This window comes from Phytohabitans flavus, from assembly GCF_011764545.1.
Classification (GTDB): Bacteria; Actinomycetota; Actinomycetes; order Mycobacteriales; family Micromonosporaceae; genus Phytohabitans; species Phytohabitans flavus.
Genome location: NZ_AP022870.1, coordinates 3,765,747 through 3,782,397 on the forward strand (window position 1 = coordinate 3,765,747; position 16,651 = coordinate 3,782,397).

General features: G+C 71.8%; 16 protein-coding genes. 6 read left to right on the top strand and 10 right to left on the bottom strand.

Annotated elements, in window-relative coordinates:
• Positions 1 to 31 precede the first annotated feature (31 nt).
• The 3 genes from Pflav_RS16380 to Pflav_RS16390 all read right to left on the bottom strand — a co-directional run bounded on the left by Pflav_RS16380 (position 32) and on the right by Pflav_RS16390 (position 5,521).
• The gene (locus Pflav_RS16380) at positions 32 to 2,512 is read right to left on the bottom strand and encodes a DNA gyrase/topoisomerase IV subunit A (RefSeq protein ID WP_173036943.1); all 2,481 of its coding nucleotides are present in this window, start codon (positions 2,510 to 2,512) and stop codon (positions 32 to 34) included.
• Between the two features lie 140 nt (positions 2,513 to 2,652).
• The gene (locus Pflav_RS16385) at positions 2,653 to 4,689 is read right to left on the bottom strand and encodes a DNA gyrase/topoisomerase IV subunit B (RefSeq protein ID WP_232071485.1); all 2,037 of its coding nucleotides are present in this window, start codon (positions 4,687 to 4,689) and stop codon (positions 2,653 to 2,655) included.
• A gap of 85 nt (positions 4,690 to 4,774) precedes the next feature.
• Positions 4,775 to 5,521, bottom strand: a complete 747-nt coding sequence (locus Pflav_RS16390) for an SDR family NAD(P)-dependent oxidoreductase (protein ID WP_173036944.1) — start codon at positions 5,519 to 5,521, stop codon at positions 4,775 to 4,777.
• A 141-nt stretch (positions 5,522 to 5,662) separates the two neighbouring features.
• Here Pflav_RS16390 and Pflav_RS16395 point away from each other — a divergent pair, with 141 nt between their 5' ends.
• From Pflav_RS16395 to Pflav_RS16405, 3 genes are read left to right on the top strand one after another with little or no spacing between them, the layout of a single operon-like run.
• Positions 5,663 to 6,499 carry a helix-turn-helix domain-containing protein gene (locus Pflav_RS16395; RefSeq protein ID WP_173036945.1) on the top strand — a complete coding sequence of 279 codons (837 nt, stop codon included), beginning with the start codon at positions 5,663 to 5,665 and terminating at the stop codon, positions 6,497 to 6,499.
• 33 nt (positions 6,500 to 6,532) lie between these two features.
• Positions 6,533 to 8,047 carry a DHA2 family efflux MFS transporter permease subunit gene (locus Pflav_RS16400; protein WP_173036946.1) on the top strand — a complete coding sequence of 505 codons (1,515 nt, stop codon included), beginning with the start codon at positions 6,533 to 6,535 and terminating at the stop codon, positions 8,045 to 8,047.
• Complete coding sequence (locus Pflav_RS16405; RefSeq protein WP_173036947.1) at positions 8,044 to 8,640, top strand: acyl-CoA-like ligand-binding transcription factor; 597 nt, start codon at positions 8,044 to 8,046, stop codon at positions 8,638 to 8,640. The genes Pflav_RS16400 and Pflav_RS16405 overlap by 4 nt, the downstream gene beginning before the upstream one ends.
• Here Pflav_RS16405 and Pflav_RS16410 read toward each other — a convergent pair.
• The 3 genes from Pflav_RS16410 to Pflav_RS16420 form a co-directional block, all read right to left on the bottom strand.
• Complete coding sequence (locus Pflav_RS16410) at positions 8,580 to 9,269, bottom strand: ceramidase domain-containing protein (RefSeq protein ID WP_180201267.1); 690 nt, start codon at positions 9,267 to 9,269, stop codon at positions 8,580 to 8,582. The two genes, Pflav_RS16405 and Pflav_RS16410, sit on opposite strands and share 61 nt — an antisense overlap.
• 74 nt (positions 9,270 to 9,343) lie before the next feature.
• Positions 9,344 to 9,964, bottom strand: coding sequence for a hypothetical protein (locus Pflav_RS16415; RefSeq protein WP_173036948.1), 621 nt, complete (start codon positions 9,962 to 9,964; stop codon positions 9,344 to 9,346).
• A gap of 681 nt (positions 9,965 to 10,645) precedes the next feature.
• Positions 10,646 to 10,840, bottom strand: a complete 195-nt coding sequence (locus Pflav_RS16420; protein ID WP_173036949.1) for a hypothetical protein — start codon at positions 10,838 to 10,840, stop codon at positions 10,646 to 10,648.
• Between the two features lie 98 nt (positions 10,841 to 10,938).
• On the opposite strand from Pflav_RS16420, the gene Pflav_RS16425 reads away from it, so the two are divergent.
• Complete coding sequence (locus tag Pflav_RS16425) at positions 10,939 to 11,244, top strand: DedA family protein (protein ID WP_173036950.1); 306 nt, start codon at positions 10,939 to 10,941, stop codon at positions 11,242 to 11,244.
• On the opposite strand, the gene Pflav_RS16430 is transcribed toward Pflav_RS16425, so the two are convergent.
• The 4 genes from Pflav_RS16430 to Pflav_RS16445 are packed head-to-tail and all read right to left on the bottom strand — an operon-like array spanning position 11,207 to position 14,263.
• On the bottom strand, positions 11,207 to 12,265 hold the full coding sequence (locus Pflav_RS16430) for an ABC transporter ATP-binding protein (RefSeq protein ID WP_173036951.1): 1,059 nt from the start codon (positions 12,263 to 12,265) through the stop codon (positions 11,207 to 11,209). The genes Pflav_RS16425 and Pflav_RS16430 overlap by 38 nt on opposite strands.
• Positions 12,262 to 13,050: an ABC transporter permease gene (locus Pflav_RS16435; protein WP_173036952.1), complete on the bottom strand. Its 789-nt coding sequence runs from the start codon at positions 13,048 to 13,050 to the stop codon at positions 12,262 to 12,264. The genes Pflav_RS16430 and Pflav_RS16435 overlap by 4 nt, the downstream gene beginning before the upstream one ends.
• Positions 13,047 to 13,841, bottom strand: coding sequence for a molybdate ABC transporter substrate-binding protein (modA, locus tag Pflav_RS16440; protein ID WP_232071486.1), 795 nt, complete (start codon positions 13,839 to 13,841; stop codon positions 13,047 to 13,049). Before modA ends, Pflav_RS16435 begins: the two co-directional genes overlap by 4 nt.
• A complete protein-coding gene (locus Pflav_RS16445) occupies positions 13,838 to 14,263 on the bottom strand; it encodes a TOBE domain-containing protein (RefSeq protein WP_173036953.1) in 426 nt (141 codons plus the stop codon). Before Pflav_RS16445 ends, modA begins: the two co-directional genes overlap by 4 nt.
• A 103-nt stretch (positions 14,264 to 14,366) precedes the next feature.
• Between Pflav_RS16445 and Pflav_RS16450 the strand changes: the two genes are divergently transcribed.
• Together Pflav_RS16450 and Pflav_RS16455 are read left to right on the top strand one after the other, a co-directional pair.
• Positions 14,367 to 15,374 (top strand): class I SAM-dependent methyltransferase, encoded by a 1,008-nt coding sequence (locus Pflav_RS16450; protein ID WP_173036954.1) that lies wholly within the window; start codon positions 14,367 to 14,369, stop codon positions 15,372 to 15,374.
• 78 nt (positions 15,375 to 15,452) lie between these two features.
• Positions 15,453 to 16,604 (top strand): ROK family transcriptional regulator, encoded by a 1,152-nt coding sequence (locus Pflav_RS16455; RefSeq protein WP_173036955.1) that lies wholly within the window; start codon positions 15,453 to 15,455, stop codon positions 16,602 to 16,604.
• The last annotated feature ends 47 nt before the right edge of the window (positions 16,605 to 16,651 follow it).

Here is a 16,651-nt window from a genome sequence, read left to right on the forward strand (position 1 = left end):
AGTCTGCGACCTCAACCACGCTTGAGGTCAATCAGCTCCGCTCTATGAGGTGGCCCACAACGGCCGGGCCGTACATCGCGGCGCCCGACCCGTCCCGCCGCATGTCCACATCGGGCAGTGCGACCGGCTCGCCGCTGCCGCTCGCCGCCGCCGGCCGCGGACCCACCCAGGCGAGGGCAAGCTTCCGCTCACCCTTGAGGAACCGCTGGGCACGCACGCCGCCGGTCGCCCTTCCCTTGCTCGGGTACGCGGACAGCGGCGTAACCTTCACGCTCCCACCGCTCGACGTGACCACCATCGGGTCGCCGTGCTCGGGGTCGTCGGTGCGTACCGCGCCGAAGAACACCGCGTGGGTGCCGTCCGGCAGGTTGATGCCGGCCATGCCGCCGCCCTTCAGCCCCTGCGGGCGGACCAGGCTGGCCGCGAAGTACAGCAGCGACGCGTCCGAGCTGACGAACGTGAGCATCTCCGCCCCGTCGGTGAGCCAGGTCGCCCCGATCACCTCGTCGCCCTCGCGGAGACCGATCACCTCGAACTCGTCGGAACGCACCGGCCACTCCGGCGTGCAGATCTTCACCACGCCCTGCTTCGTGCCGAGCGCCAGGCCCGGCGAGCCCTCGGCGGTCAGCGGGGCGAGGCCGATCACCGTCTCCCCCGCCGCCAGCGGCACAAGCTCGGACGCGGACATGCCACCGCTCAGCGACACGGTGCCGGACTGCTCGGGCAGTACCGGCAAAGGCAGCACCTCGGTCTTGAACGCCCGACCGTGGCTGGTCACCAGCAGCACCCGGCCGCGGGCGGTCGAGTGCACCACCGCCCGGACGCTGTCGTGCTTGACCCGGCCCCGGCGACTGCGCCCCTCCGGCGCCTCTTCCGACTCCACGGCGGTACGGGCCACGAGGCCGCTCGCCGACAGGATCACCTGGCACGGGTCGTCGCCGACCTCCAGGGGTCCGGACGGCACCGACGCGGCGAGCGTCTCCTTGAGGTCGCCGCCGATCAGCGTGGTGCGCCGCGGCCTGGTGAACTCCTTGGCCACCGCGGCCAGCTCGTCCGACACGACCTTCTTGAGGACCTGGTCGTCGTCGAGGATCGTGGAAAGCTCGGCGATCTCGGCGCGCAGCTTCTCCCCCTCGGCCTCCAGCTCCAGCCGGTCAAACCTGGTGAGCCGGCGCAGCGGGGTGTCCAGGATGTACGTCGCCTGGATCTCGGAGAGCTTGAACTGGCTCATCAGCCCGTCCTTGGCCGCCTGCGCGTTTTCGCTCGCGCGGATCAGCCGTACCACCTTGTCGATGTCCAGCAGCGCGATGAGCAGGCCGTCGACAAGGTGCAGCCGCTCCTGCCGCTTGCGCCGCCGGTACGTGGTGCGCCGGGTGACCACCTCGTACCGGTGGTGGAGGAAGACCTCCAGCAGCTCCTTGAGCCCCAGCGTCTGCGGCTGCCCGTCGACAAGCACAAGGTTGTTGACGCCGAACGACGACTCCAGCGGCGTGAGCCGGTACAGGTCGGCGAGCAGCGCCTGCGGGTTGACGCCAACCTTGCACTCGATGACGAGGCGGGTGCCGGCCTCGCGGTCGGTGAGGTCCTTGACGTCCGCGATGCCCTGTAGCCGCTTGGTGCGGGTGACCTCCTCGGTGATCCGCTCGATCACCTTCTCGGCGCCCACCCCGTACGGCAGCTCGGTCACCGTGATCCCCTGCCGGCCGCGGCTCCCCTCGACCGGCCCGATCTCCACCTTGCCGCGCATGCGCACGATGCCACGCCCGGTCTCGTACGCCTTGCGGACCTCGTCGAGCCCGAGCAGCAGCCCACCGGTCGGCAGATCCGGCCCGGGGACGAAGGTCATGAGCTTGTCGAGCGTCGCGTCCGGGTGCTTGATCAGCCACCGCGCGGCCGCGACGACCTCACCCAGGTTGTGCGGGATCATGTTGGTGGCCATGCCGACCGCGATACCCGAGGTGCCGTTGACGAGCAGGTTCGGGAAGGCGGCGGGCAGCACGGTCGGCTGCTCCAGCGACCCGTCGTAGTTGGGGTAGAAGTCGACGGTGCCCTCACCGAGCTCACCGACGAGCAGCATCGCCTCCCGCGACATCCGCGCCTCGGTATAGCGCGATGCCGCCGGCCCATCGTCCGGGGACCCGAAGTTTCCATGCCCGTCGACGAGAGTCGCGTTGAGCGAGAAGTCCTGCGCCATCCGCACCATGGCGTCGTAAATCGCGCCATCCCCGTGAGGATGGTACTTACCCATTGTATCCCCGACAACTCGGGCACTCTTCACATGTGGGCGGTCGGGGCGGTGGCCCTGCTCGTACATCGAGTAGAGGATGCGGCGGTGCACCGGCTTGAGGCCGTCCCGGGCGTCCGGGAGCGCGCGGGAGTGGATGACCGAGACCGCGTACTCCAGGTAGGAGTCCTCCACCTCCTGGACCAGCGGGTTGTCGACGACCGTCGCGCCCGCTCGGTCGAAGGCGGAGAGGTCCACACTGGACCCCTTGTCCTTGCGGCGTGCCATTTACGCTGCCCCCTGGCTCGTTCGCTCGTGCGGCGCTGAAGGCGACGTCTTCCCTCGCCACCCCGAAACCCCGACTTCGTCGGCGGGGCGGCTCAGTCCAGACGCCGCCGCGCCAACTCGCTCACTCACGTGTACCTCTCTCACGCGTCGATGGCGTCGCGGTCGACGCGCGCCGCCTGGTCGATCAGCCACGCGCGGCGCGGCGGTACCGCGTCGCCCATCAGCAGGTCGAGCACCCGCTCGGCCGCGTCGACGTCCTGCATGGTGATGCGGCGGACGGAGCGGGTGGCCGGGTTCATCGTGGTGTCCCACAGCTCGTCGGCGTCCATCTCGCCGAGGCCCTTGAACCGGGGCACCGGCGTGACCACGTGCTTGCCGGACTTTTCCAGCTTGGCGACCGTGCTCTCCATCTCCGCCTGGGTGTACGTGTAGATGGTCTTCGGGTCGCGCCCCTTGGTGCTGACCTTGTGCAGGGGCGGCATCGCGGCGAAGAGGCGGCCGGCTTCGACGACCGGGCGCATGTAGCGGGCGAAGAGCGTGATCAGCAGGGTACGGATGTGCGAGCCGTCGACATCCGCGTCGGCCATGATCAGGATCCGGCCGTACCGCAGGGTGCCGAGGTCGAACGTGCGGCCGGAGCCGGCGCCGAGCACCTGCACGATCGCGGAGCACTCGGCGTTGTCGAGCACCTGCTGGAGGTTGGCCTTCTGCACGTTGAGGATCTTGCCGCGGATCGGCAGCAGCGCCTGGTACTCCGCCGAGCGGGCCATCCGGGCGGTGCCGAGCGCGCTGTCACCCTCGACGATGAAGAGCTCGCTGCGCCCGACGCCGGTGGAGCGGCAGTCGACAAGCTTGGCCGGCATCGACGCGCCTTCGAGGGCGGTCTTGCGGCGGGCGGCGTCCTTCTGCTGCTTCTGGGTGAGCCGCACGCGGGCGGCGTCGACGATCTTCTGGAGGACGGTGCGCGCCTCGGCCTTGGTCTTGCGCGCGTCGACCCACGCCCGCAGCTGCTGCTCGACCACGCCCTGGATGACGCGCGTGATGCCGGCGGTGGAGAGCTCGTCCTTGGTCTGCGAGGTGAACTGCGGCTCGGGGATCCGCACGTGCACGACCGCAGTCATGCCCTCCAGCACGTCGTCGAGGACGGGCGGGTCCTCCTTGGGCTTGAGGAGGCCGCGGGTGTTGCGCACCGCCTCGACAAGCGCGCGGGTGGTGGCCCGCTCGAACCCCTTGCGGTGGGTACCGCCGTGCACGTTGCGGATCGTGTTGGTGAAGCACTCGACGGTGCGCTCGTAGCCTGTCCCCCAGCGGAGCGCGACCTCGACCTCGGCCTTGCGCTCCACATTGGACTGCATCACGCCGTTTTCGTCGGCGGCGTTCTCCCGGTACGACCCTGAGCCGTTGATCAGGACTGTGCCGCAGACCGGGCGGTCGCCGGACGGGGCGAGGTACTCCACCATGTCGGAGAGCCCGTTGGGAAAGTGGTAGGTGTCCTTGCCCTCGGCGTGGGTCAGCACGTAGGTGACGTTGGGGACGAGGAACGCGGTGTTGCGCACCTTCGCCCGGGCCGCCTCCACGTCCAGGGCCGCGCCGGTCTCGAAGTAGCGCGGGTCGTGCCAGTACCGGATGGAGGTGCCGGTGCTCTTGCCGGCGCGGAGCCGGCCGGTCACGCGCAGGCCGCTCTGCGGGGTGAAGGGTGCGTCCGGGCCCGGGCCGTCGAAGACGCCGGGCTCGCCGTACCGGAACGACATCTCGTGGACCTTGCCGTCGCGGCGGACGGTGACGTCGAACCGGCGGGCGAGCGCGTTGACCGCGGAGGCGCCGACGCCGTGCAGGCCGCCGGAGGTCTTGTAGCCGGAGCCGCCGAACTTGCCGCCCGCGTGCAGCCGGGTCAGCACCAGCTCGACGCCGGACAGGCCGGAGCGGGCGTGGATGTCGGTGGGGATGCCCCGCCCGTCGTCGTCGACCTGCACGGAGCCGTCGTCGTGCAGGATCACCTCGACCCGGGTGGCGTGGCCGGCCACGCCCTCGTCGGTGGAGTTGTCGAGGATCTCGTTGACCAGGTGGTTGACGCCGCGGCTGTCGGTCGAGCCGATGTACATACCTGGGCGCTTGCGGACGGCATCGAGACCCTCGAGGTGCGTGAGGTCGTCCGCGCCATAGAGGGTCTCGGTCACGTGCTGCTCCCGTATCGTGCGGCCACTTATCGGCGTGCTGGCAGCACGCCCCGGCCAGAGTAACGGGCAGCCCCGACAACGCCCGTCATGAACCGCCCGTGACGGCCACCACCTGCCCGTTGACACCGGTGTTGGCGGCCGAGCCCAGGTACACTATGGGTCCTACGACCTCGGCCGCGTCCAGGAGCCGCCCGAGTGGGCTCAGGGCGAGGTAGGCGTCGTCCACCAGCTCCACGATGTGCTTGTTCGTGTCGGTGCGGGTGAGGCCCAGCATGACCACATTGGAAATGATGTCGCCGTCCCTGCCCAGGTTGAAGGCGACCGAGCGGCTGAAGCCGTGCAGGGCCGCCTTGGCCGCGCCGTAGTACTCGCCGCCGGCCATCCCGCTTGTCGCGATGCCGGACGAGATGTGCACCAGCCGCCCGAACCGGCGCTCCCGCATCGCCGGTGCGACAGCGCGGCTCAGCCGGATGGCGCCCTCGATGTTCGGCCGTACCACGGACAGCCAGTGCTCGTCCGGCAGCGCCTCGAACGGGCCTTCGTCGAGCGCGTCGCCGCCCCACTGGACGGCGTTGTTGACCAGCACGTCCACCCGTCCGGTGCGGTCCAGCACCTCGCGTACCAGGTCGGTGGCGGCGGCCGGCTCGTCCAGCGCGTACCGGACGGCCTGCCCGCCGATCTCCTTGGCCAGCTCCTCGGCCGCCTCCTTCGCTGAGTGGTAGGTCAGTACCACGTTCGCGCCCTCGGCGGCGAAGCCGCGGGCGAGGTGTCGCCCGATGCCCCCGGTCGCCCCGGTCACGATGACGGTGCGGCCCTCAAGTCCCAGATCCATGTCGTACTCCTCTTCGTCCCGACCAACCCCGCCGGCTCGTCCCGACCAACCTCGCCGCTCGCGGCGGGCGGAGGGAGACCGGCGCGAGAGTGGCCCCGCGAGGGCCACCCTCGGCCGATCCGCCGCCGATACGCTCGACGGATGAGAGAGCTGGGCGAATTTCTCCGCGGCCGGCGCGAGGCCGTCACGCCCGCCGAGGTCGGGCTTCCGGACGGACCCCGCCGCCGTACGCCGGGGCTGCGCCGGGCCGAGCTCGCCACGCTGGCCGGGGTGAGCGTCGAGTACCTCACCCGCCTGGAGCAGGGGCGTGACCGCCACCCGTCGCCGCAGGTGCTCGGCGCGCTCGCGGACGCGCTCCGCCTCGACGTCGACCAGCGCTTCCACCTGCACCTGCTGGCCAAGGACGGCAGCGGGCCGGTCTGCGCGGGGCGGGCCACGCCGGCCATCGGGGTACGGCCGACGGTGCGGGCGCTGCTCGACCGCCTGGATCCCGCGCCGGCGTACGTGGTCAACCGGCTCGGCGACCTCATCGCGCACACCGAGGGGTACCGGCGGCTGGCCGGACCGCTCGGGCTGCTCGACGGCCACCGGCCCAACCTGTATGGCTTTCTCTTCACCGACCCGGGAGCCCGCACGGCGTACCCGGACTGGGAGCACCGGGCCGACGAGGCCGCGGCGGCGCTGCGCTTCGAGTCGCGGGGTGGCGGCGACGAGTACACGCGCGAGCTTCTCGACTGGCTGAGCGTGGCGGCGGGCGCGCCGTTCATCACGCGGCTGTCCCGGCCGCCGGCGCTGATCCCGAGCACCGGCGTCCACCGGCTGGTCCGTCCGGACGTGGGCGAGCTGCGCCTGGCGTACGAGACGCTCGACCTCCCGGCCGGCGACTACCAGCAGCTCGTCGTGTACCTGCCGGCGGACGAGGCGACGGCGGTGGCACTCGACGCGATCACCACAGACGTGACGGTCGCCACTCTTTGAGAGCTTCTTGTTTTTGACAGCTACTCTCATTTCATGCCAGCTATCAAGTCTCGTTGGTGGGCGCTGATCGCGCTCGCCCTCGCCACCCTCGCGATCGGCCTCGACGCCACCGTGCTGAGCGTGGCACTGCCGACTCTGGCCCGGGACCTCGACGCGTCGACGGGCGACCTTCAGTGGTTCACAAACGCGTACCTGCTGGTCATGGCGGCCGCTCTGCTGCCGGCCGGCATGCTCGGCGACAGGTTCGGGCGCAAGCGGATGCTGCTGGGGGCGCTCGTGCTATTCGGCGTCGCCTCGCTCACCTGCGCGTACGCCACCTCGACCGGCCAGCTCATCGCCGCGCGGGCGCTCCTCGGCCTCGGCGCGGCGGTGCTCACGCCGCTCACCGCAGCCGTGCTCACCGTCATCTTCACGCCCGAGGAGCGGCCCCGCGCGCTGACCATCTGGGTCACCGCGAACGCGCTCGGCATCCCGCTCGGCCCGCTGGTGGGCGGCTGGCTGCTGGACAACTTCTGGTGGGGCTCGGTCTTCCTCATCAACCTGCCGCTCGTCGCGGTCGCGCTGCTCGCGGTGGGCGCACTGGTACCCGAGTCCCGCGGCGACGAGCGGCGCCGCTTCGACCTGACCGGCGTGGTGCTCTCCACGGTCGGGCTCGTCGCGCTCACGTACGGCGTGATCGAGGCCGGCGAGCGCGGCTGGGGCGACGCCCGCGCGCTTGTCACGATGGTCGCCGGCGCGGTGGTGCTCGTGGCGTTCGCGGCATGGCAGCGCCGTGCCCGGGAGCCGCTTGTCGACCTCGACCTCTTCCGGTCGCGCGGCTTCACCTGGGGGGCGATCCTGGCCACGGTCGCGACGTTCACGATGTTCGGGCTGCTCTTCACGCTCCCGCAGTTCTTCGGCGCGGTCTACGGCACCGACGCGTTCGGCACCGGCCTGCGCCTGCTCCCGGTCATCGGCGGCCTCATGGTCGGCGCCCGGGTCGCCGGGCGGCTCGCCGAGCGCATCGGCGCCAAGGTGGTGGTCGCGGCCGGGCTCGCGCTGATGGCCGCCGCGCTCGGCTTCGGCGCCACGACCAGCGTGGACACCGGATACGGGTACGTGGCCGCCTGGGTCTGCGCCGCTGGGCTGGGCCTCGGCTTCGCGATGCCGCCCGCGATGAACGCCGCGCTCGGCGCGCTGGACACCCGGCGCAGCGGTGTCGGCTCCGGGCTCATCCAGGCGATGCGCCAGGTCGGCAGCGCGATCGGGGTGGCGGTACTGGGCACGGTGCTGAACGCCGCGTACCGGGACGGGCTGCCCGCGGATGCCACGGACGCGGTGCGCAACAGCGCCTCCGGCGGCGTCGAGGTGGCGGGCCAGCTGGGCTCGACTCAGTTGCTGGACTCGGTACGCACTGCATTCGTACAAGGAATGGATTCGACGCTCGCCCTCTCCGCGGTCCTGGCCGCGGCCGGCGCGGTGCTCGCGCTTGTCTTCCTGCCGGCGCGTCCGCCGGACCCGCCCCAAGAGGACGAGGCGGCCCCGCTGCCGGCAGAATCGACGGTATGACCACAACCCCCGGCCTGCGCGAACGCAAGAAGGCCAAGACGCGTGCCGCGATCCAGCGGCACGCGTTGCGGCTGTTCCAGGAGCAGGGGTACGCGGCGACGACCGTCGACCAGATCGCCGAGGCCGCGGAGATCTCGCCGAGCACGTTCTTCCGCTACTTCCCCACCAAGGAGGACGTGGTCCTGCTCGACAGCTACGACCCGATCCTGATCGAGGCGGTCCGCGCCCAGCCGCCCGAGCTGAGCCCGGTGGCCGCGATCAGGGCGGCGATCGGCGACGTCTTCAAGCGCATACCAGCCGACGAGTGGGAGGCCGAGCGGGAGCGCCAGGAGCTGATCCGCACGGTACCCGAGCTGCGGGCCCGCCAGATGTGGCAGTACGTGCAGGGCATCGACCTTGTCGCCGGCGTGATCGCCGAGCGGGCCGGACTGCCCGCCGACGACCTCGCGGTGCGCGCCATGGCCGGTGCGGTGGTCGGGGTGTCGATGGCCGCCATCCCGCACGCGTTGGAGTCCAGCCACGACCTCGCCGACTACGGCCGCGTGGACGACGCGCTGGCGCTGCTGGAGGCCGGGCTGCCGCTGCCGGGGTAGTCCTGCCACCGGCGGACGACGGCGAGGCTGACGAGAAACAGCACCGTCGCGTTGAGGCAATGCCACAGGAAGTGCGTGCCGACCGGTACCTGCCCGCACAGCGGACCGTCCAGCGTACGCAGCGTCAGCGAGACCGCGAAGAGGGCACTGGCGCCGATGAGCAACTTCGTCTTGCGGTACGCCGCGACGCCGAAGGCGAACAGGCCGACCAGCGCCGGCAGGTAGCCGCCGACCGTCGCCCGCTCGCCGCCCACCACCGCGAGGGCCACGTTGAGCCCGATCGCGAACGCCAGGAACACCGGCGCCACGAGCCACGCCCACCGCCACCGCACGCCCCACGTCCAGTGCGTCACGACGACCACGGCGGTCAGCACGAACACCATGATGGAGAGCGTGTCCAACGCGCCGGTCAGCGAGTCGGCGACGGTGTGGAAGGCGAGGCTGCACAGCCCCACGACGCCGAGCATGACGGGCAGCAGCCACACGCTCACCGGTGCCCGCCGCGGCCGCCCCGCAAGCAGCCAGAGCAGCAGCGCGGAGGCGGCGAGGAAGGCCAGGTTGCTCACCGCGTTGAGCGGCTCGCCGGCCAGGCCCGGCCCGGTCCGCTCGCAGTACGCGTCGACGTACATCGTCGCGGATCTTATCCGGATACGACGAAGGCCGGGGCCCTCGGTTTCGAGGACCCCGGCCATTTCGTCTGTTGTTAGCTGTTCCAGTGGTCGGCCACGAGGTTGGCGGCCTGCGTTTCCCACTGCGCGTAGTGGTCCGGGTACGCCGACACCTGCACCGCCTGGGCGGCGTCGGTCAGCGGCATGTCCTTCCAGCCCTCGACATTCTTCAGGCCGGACAGGAACGCCTTCGTCGAGTACTCGGGGTTGGTGATCTGCTCCGCCGAACCCCAGCCCGAGGACGGCCGCTGCTGGAACAGGCCCAGCGAGTCGTGGTCGTTCATGTCGCCGAGGTGGCCCAGGTTGTCCAGCTTGGACTCCTGAAGCGAGGTCGCGATCGCTACCACGGCCGCGCGCTCGTCCATGCCGGACTTCTTGGTCGCCTCGATGATCGCCTTCGCGTTCTTCGTCTGCTCATCGTTCAGCTTGACGGAGGACTGCTGACCCTGCACACCGTGCGGCGACAGCTTGTCCATACCCGGCTTAGGCGCCGGCTTGTCAGTCTTCACCTGGGCGACCGCCACCGTGGCCGGAGCCGCAGTCGGTGCCTCATGCGCCGGCGAAGCCAGCGCGGCGGTGGTCGGTCCGAGCAGGGCACCACCGGCGAAGGCGAACCCCGCGAACGCGTGAACCGTCTTACGCAGCATCGTGTTCATGCTCGAATCTCCATTCCAAGCGGGAAAGGCGCACGCCTCCACCCACCAAAAAGAATTGGGGAGACGCGCATACGAGCGCCATTTCGGCACTACCAAAAACAGGGGGATGCACATGTCCGGCGGTCTGTTTCACCGGCGCGGGTTAGTCAACGACCCGACCCCGCCCGGCATTCCCGGCCGAACTCCCGGCCCACTCTCTCGCGGGCCGTATGTGTAACGACCCCGGGCCGCCGGCCATTCCACCGGGCTTTCCGTGAGCCGTTTGTATAACGACCCCCGGCCGCCCGCCATTCCATCGAGCTCTGGCCGACCGCGCTATTTCGTGAGCCGCATGTATAACGACCCGCGGGTGCCGGCCATTCCGCCGAACTCCCGGCCCGCGCCGGGACTCTTTCGTGAGCCGCATGTATAACGACGCCGGGCCGCCGGCCATTCCGCCGAGGTACTCGACATTCACCCCCAGGCGTCGCGTAATCGGACATAACTCCGGGACCCGCGGGCGCGGAGGCGCGAGGGCGGCTCGCGGGTGCGTCGTATGCGAAGTTCGCTTGGTGGCCGCCCGTTGGATCGATGGCGTCCCCTGGCGTGACAGGCGGGCCGGATTCGCTCGGATACGAACCGGATCACTCATTACGCCAGGACACCCTCACCATGCTCGATCAGGTCATCCCGCTCGTCACGTCACCGTGGATCTACCTGGTGGTATTCGTCGTCGTGGCGCTGGACGCGTTTTTCCCGGCTGTGCCCAGCGAGGCGATCGTGGTCGGTGTGAGTACGTTCGCCGCGCATGGCGATCCGTCCATCGTCGGCCTGATCGCGGCGGCGGCGGTCGGCGCGTTCCTCGGCGACACCGTCTCGTACGGTCTGGGTCGCCACGCCCTCGGTTCGGGCCGTTTCCTGCGCGCCCGGGCGTTACGTGCCGCCCACGACTGGGCCGGCCGCACGCTGCAGAGCCGGGCGGGACGGTGCTTGTCGTGTCCCGGTACATCCCCGGTGGCCGCACCGCCGCGACGCTTGTGGCCGGCTCGGTGCGGTACCCGATCCAGCGCTTTTGGTTCTTCACCGCCATCGCGGCGGTCTCCTGGGCGCTGTACTCGACCGGCACCGGCTACCTCGGCGGGCGGATCTTCCACGACCACCCGTACCAGGGCATCCTGGCCGGACTCGCGCTCGCCTTCGGCCTCACGCTGGCGATCGAGGGGGTCCGGTACCTGGTAAACCGGAGGGCGGCGAAGAAAGCTGTCACTGTGCCGGATATGCCCGTGTCTCCGCGGCCTTGACCGCCGCCCACACCTCCAGCCCGGCCTCCAGCCGCAGCGCGGCGGCCGCGAGCGGGGTGACGTCGGCCGCGGCGCCGATCGGGCCGGTCAGCTGTACCCGCAGGTTGTCGCCGTGTCGCTGGACGCCGGTGACCGTGGCCGGCCACGTGTTGCGGGGGCTCCCGTCCGGGCGGTCCGGGTAGAGGGCGACCGCGCTCGGCGAGAACGCCACGAACACGTCGCCGTCGGCGCGCTCCGCCACGGACAGCTCGAACCCGTCGGACAGCGCGACGGTGTGCCCGTCGGCCTTGCCCCGGTACAGGTTGAGCCCGACGAGCCGCGCCACGTAGTCCGTGCGCGGGCGGGCGGTGATGGTGGCCGCGTCACCCTCCTGGACGCTGCGGCCGTGCTCGACGATGACGAGGCGGTCGGCGAGCACCAGCGCGTCCAGCGGGTCGTGGGTGACCAGCAGCGTGGCCCCGGGGTGGCCGGTGAGGTGGCGGTGCAGCTCGGCCCGGGTGTCGAGGCGGGTGCGCGCGTCCAGCGCGGCGAGTGGCTCGTCGAGCAGCAGCAGCGTGGGGTCGACGGCGAGCGCGCGGGCCAGCGCCACCCGCTGTGCCTGGCCACCGGAGAGGTGGCGGGGGCGGCGCCGGGCGTACGCGGCGAGCCCGACCCGGGCCAGCCAGTCGGCGGCGTGTGCGCGGGCCTCGCGGCGGGGCATGCCGTGGCGGCGCGGGCCGAACGCCACGTTGTCCAGTGTGGACAGATGCGGGAAGAGCAGGTAGTCCTGGAACACCACGCCGATCGGGCGCCGCTCCGGCGGGGTCCACAGGCGGCGGTCGGGGCGGTCGAGGTCGCGGCCGCCGAGCGTGACGTGGCCGGCGGCGAGCGGCGTGAGGCCGGCGAGGGCGCGCAGGGCGGTGGTCTTGCCCGCGCCGTTGGGCCCGAGGAGCGCGACGACCTCGCCCGGCGCGATGGTGAGCCGCAGGTCCAGGTCGAAGTCTCCGCGCTGGACCAGCAGGTGTGCGTCGAGCGCGGTCATGCGCTCGTGATCCACTTGTCGCGGAGCGCGGCCAGGATCGTCACCGACACCACCAGCAGGATGAGGCTGAGCACGATCGCCGCTTCCAGGTCGGTCTCCAGCGCCAGGTAGACCGCGAGCGGCATGGTCTGGGTGCGGCCGGGGAAGTTGCCGGCGAACGTGATCGTCGCGCCGAACTCGCCCAGCGCCCGCGCCCAGCACAGCACCGCCCCCGCGGCCACGCCGGGCGCGACGAGCGGGAGCGTCACGTGCGTGAAAGTCGTCCAGCGGCCGGCGCCGAGCGTGGCCGCGGCCTCCTCGTAGCGGGCGTCGGCGCCGCGCAGCGCGCCCTCGACGGCGATGACCAGGAACGGCATCGCCACGAACGCCTCGGCCAGCACCACCCCGGTCGTCGTGAACGGCAGCGTCACCCCGAAGGTGCTGTCCAGCCAGCTGCCGAGCAGCCCGCGGCGGCCGAAGACGAGCAGCAGCGCGACGCCACCGACCACCGGCGGCAGTACGAGCGGGACGGTGACCAGCGCGCGGACCAGCCGCCGCCCGGGGAACGGCACCCGGGCGAGCAGCCAGGCCAGCGGTACGCCGAGCACCACGCAGAACAGCGTGGCGATCGTCGAGGTCTGTAGCGACAGCCGCAGCGCGGTGAGCACGCCCGGCTCGGCCAGGCGCTGCGGGAGCGTCCCCCACGGCGCCCGGACGAGCAGCCCGGCCAGCGGCAGTACGAGGAAGGCGAGCCCGAGCCCGGCCGGCACGAGCAGTGCCAGCGGCACCCGGGCGCGCTCCCTCATGGGGCCTGGAACCCAGCCGCGGTCAGTACGGCCTTGGCCTTCTCCGATTGGACGAACGTGACGAACGCCTGCGCGCCCGCCTTGTTGGGTGACTCCTTGAGCACCGCGATCGGGTAGTCGTTGATGGCACCGGCCGACTCCGGGAACTCCACGCCGTCCACATCGGACGACGCCGCGTTGACGTCGGTGCGGTACACGAGTGCGGCGTCCACCTCGCCGAGCTTCACCTTGGACAGTGCCGCCTTCACGTCCTGCTCCAGCGTCACCGGTGTGAGCTTGACGCCCGCGGTGTCGAGCGCCTTCTTGGCGGCGGCGCCGCACGGCACCTGCTCGGCGCAGAGGGCGACCTTGGCCCCCGGCTTGGTGAGGTCGGCCAGCCCCTTGACCCCGTTGGGGTTTCCGTTGGGTACGGCGATGACGAGCTGGTTCTTCACGAACGTGACCGGCGTGCCGTCGGCGCCGTCCGCGTCGGTAACCGTCTTCATCGTGGCCGCCGAGGCGGCCGCGAAGACGTCGGCCGGCGCGCCCTCGTTGATCTGTGTGGCCAGCTGGGAGCTGCCGGCGAAGTTGAACTTCACCGTCGCCTCCGGGTTGGCCGCCTCGAAGTCCTTGCCGATCTGCGTGAACGACTCGGTCAACGACGCTGCGGCGAACACGGTGACCGTACCGCTGACGCTGGCGACTGCCGCGCTTGTCGCCGTACCCGCACCCGTACCCGTATCGGTGGCGTCGTCGCCACCGCATCCCGTAAGCAGAAGAAGCGCGGCGAGTGCCGCGGCCCGTATCTTCACTGCTGGACCCTCCCCTTCACGCCGCCGGGTGGCGGCCCCTTCTCCACCACGACGGTGGTGGATTTGATCACCGCGACGGCGACCGAGCCGACGGCGAGGTCGAGGTCGTCGACCGCCTCCCGGCTCATCAGCGACACGACGCGGAACGGGCCGGCCTGGATGTCCACCTGGGCCATCACGGTGTCCTTGACGACGGCGGTGACGATGCCGCGCAGCCTGTTTCGCGCCGACGAGGTCTCGCTCCCCTCCTCGGGAGCCTCGCCCAGTGAGCGGGCGAAGCCGGCCAGCTCGGGCCCGCTGATCACCCGGTGGCCGTGCTCGTCGCGGGTGGCGGGCAACCGTCCTGAGTCGACCCAGCGCCGCACGGTGTCGGCGCTGACCCCGAGCAGCTCGGCCGCCTCCCCGATCCGGAAGTCCGTCACATCGCCGACTTTAAACCTCGCAGACCCGAGGCAAAACCACCCGACGGGCTCGCGTACGCGTGGGTGGTATCGACATCTGGGCTCGCATCTGCATGATGGAGGGATGACCTCGGTGCCGCCCTGGCAGGACCTGACCGCTGAGCAGGCCATCCGCTGGCGCGAGGTCCTCGACGGCCTGGCCGGGCTGCTGCCGGCCGGCGCCACCACGGTGCTCGTCGACGGCGTGGCGGCGGAGCGGAGCGCGGTGGTCGCCGACCGGCTGGCGGTGACCCTGCACAGCACCGGTCGCCCCTGCGTCCGCCTCAACGGCACCGACCCCCTGCCCGCGACGCTCGGCGCGAGCACGGTCACGGTCGCGCACGGACCCCGCACGGGCTCGGAAAGTGACGTCGTGATCTGGCTGCGCACCGGGACGCGCCGCGGCGACGAGGGTCGCGACGCGGACATCGTGGTCGACCTGTACGACCCGGCGTGGCCGGTGATCCGCCACGTCTGCGCCCGGCTGGCCGGCCACGGCAGCTGGTACGTGACGGAGAGCCGGGCGTTCTTCGCCACGCGCGCCGCCACCTGGGACACGAAGTTCGGCGACGACATTCCGGCGTACGCGGCGGCGGTCGCGGAGTCCGGCATCCCGGCCGGCGGCGTCGTGCTCGACGCGGGCTGCGGTACCGGTCGCGCGCTGCCGGCCCTGCGCGACGCGGTCGGCCCCACCGGCGTCGTCGTGGGTGCCGACCTGACGCCGCAGATGCTGGCGATCGCCGAGGCCCGGCAGGACGCCGCCGGCGCGGCGCTGATCCTCGCCGACGCCCGCCGCCTGCCGCTGCGCTCGTCCACGATTGACGCCGTCTTCGCCGCCGGCCTGGTCACCCACCTGCCGGACATGACCGCCGGCCTCGCCGAGCTGGCCCGCGTGACCAAGCCCGGCGGGCGGCTAGTCCTCTTCCACCCGTCCGGCCGGCTGGCCCTGGCCGCCCGCCACGGCCGGACCCTCGCGCCCGACGACCCGCTCGGCGAGGCCGTGCTCCGGCATCACCTGGCCGAGGCCGGCTGGTGCCTGGAGGCGTACGACGACCCGCCACACCGGTTCTTTGCGCTGGCCGGGCGGAGGTAGGCGGATCCACTCTTGACCGGGGCGCGGCGAGCGGCAATAGTTAATCAACTTGACTAACGCTCCTCGCGGAGAGGTTTGATGACGCGACTCGCCGGTTCCTCGAAGCTGCTCCGGGCCATGAACGAGAGCGCCACGCTGGCGCTCCTGCTCGACCGGGGCACGCTCACCCGCGGCGACCTGCGCGAGATCACCGGCCTCTCCAAGCCCACGACGTCCGAGGTCATGCGGCGCCTCACCGACGCCGGCCTGGCCGTCGTGGTCGGCCATACGAGCGGCGGGCCGGGTCCGAGCGCGGAGATCTACGCGGCCAACCCGGCCGCCGGCCACGCCATCGCCATTTCGGTACGGGAGACGCAGTCCCCCCACCTCTGCGCCGTCCTCTGTGACCTGGCCGGTACCGAGGTGGCCCGCGCCGATGTGACGGCGGCGGCCGACCCGGTGCCGGCGGTGGCCGGGCTTGTCGACGACCTGTCCCGCCAAGCGGGGCTGGTGCCGGGCAGCGCCCGGCTCGTCCAGCTCGGCCTCCCCGGGTCGTACGACGCGGCGGCCGGCGTCATCCGGCACATCGACGTGCCCGGCTGGGACCGGCCCGGGCTCGTCGACGACCTGGCCACCCGGCTCGGCGCCACGGTGGCGGCGGACAACGACGTCAACCTCGCCGCCATCGCCGAGCGCCACCACGGGGTGGCCGGGGCGGTGGAGAGCTTCGCCCTCATGTGGTTCTCCGGCGGCCTCGGCCTCGCCATCGACCTGGGCGGCACGCTGCTGCGCGGCGCCCGTGGCGGGGCCGGCGAGATCGGGTACGTGCCGGTCGGCCTCGGTCGCGGCGCCGACCGTACCGACCTGACCGACCTCGCCGGCGGTCCCGCGGTCCTCGCGCTCGCCGCCGAGCACGGCATCGACGCCGCGACCCCGGAGGCGGCGGTCGCGGCGGGGACGCCACCCTTCCTCGACGCGCTCGCCGAGCGGATCGCGTACGGGCTCGCCGCCGTCGCGGCCGTCCTCGACCCGCCGCTCATCGTGCTCGCCGGCGATGTGGGGCGGGCCGGCGGCGACGCGCTCGCCGACCGGGTCACCGCCGCGCTGCGGGCCAGTACCCCACTGGACACCGCGATCGCCGCCACCGGTGTCACCGAGGACCCGGTGCTCCTCGGCGCTCAGGTGGCCGCCCAGCACGCGCTCCGCGAACAGATCATCACTACCCTCCGGGACGCCGCGCCCGCCGCATAGACCCCCGCCCCGCCCAGACCCCACGGCATCCCCCCATCCGCCGGACC

Coding starts and splice junctions, on each gene's coding strand:
- Pflav_RS16435 (WP_173036952.1), bottom strand. CDS start 13,050: ATGAGGGAGCGCGCCCGGGTGCCGCTGGCACTGCTCGTGCCGGCCGGG.
- Pflav_RS16455 (WP_173036955.1), top strand. CDS start 15,453: ATGACGCGACTCGCCGGTTCCTCGAAGCTGCTCCGGGCCATGAACGAG.
- Pflav_RS16415 (WP_173036948.1), bottom strand. CDS start 9,964: ATGAACACGATGCTGCGTAAGACGGTTCACGCGTTCGCGGGGTTCGCC.
- Pflav_RS16390 (WP_173036944.1), bottom strand. CDS start 5,521: ATGGATCTGGGACTTGAGGGCCGCACCGTCATCGTGACCGGGGCGACC.
- Pflav_RS16380 (WP_173036943.1), bottom strand. CDS start 2,512: ATGGCACGCCGCAAGGACAAGGGGTCCAGTGTGGACCTCTCCGCCTTC.
- Pflav_RS16430 (WP_173036951.1), bottom strand. CDS start 12,265: ATGACCGCGCTCGACGCACACCTGCTGGTCCAGCGCGGAGACTTCGAC.
- Pflav_RS16450 (WP_173036954.1), top strand. CDS start 14,367: ATGACCTCGGTGCCGCCCTGGCAGGACCTGACCGCTGAGCAGGCCATC.
- Pflav_RS16405 (WP_173036947.1), top strand. CDS start 8,044: ATGACCACAACCCCCGGCCTGCGCGAACGCAAGAAGGCCAAGACGCGT.
- Pflav_RS16400 (WP_173036946.1), top strand. CDS start 6,533: ATGCCAGCTATCAAGTCTCGTTGGTGGGCGCTGATCGCGCTCGCCCTC.
- Pflav_RS16395 (WP_173036945.1), top strand. CDS start 5,663: ATGAGAGAGCTGGGCGAATTTCTCCGCGGCCGGCGCGAGGCCGTCACG.
- Pflav_RS16410 (WP_180201267.1), bottom strand. CDS start 9,269: ATGTACGTCGACGCGTACTGCGAGCGGACCGGGCCGGGCCTGGCCGGC.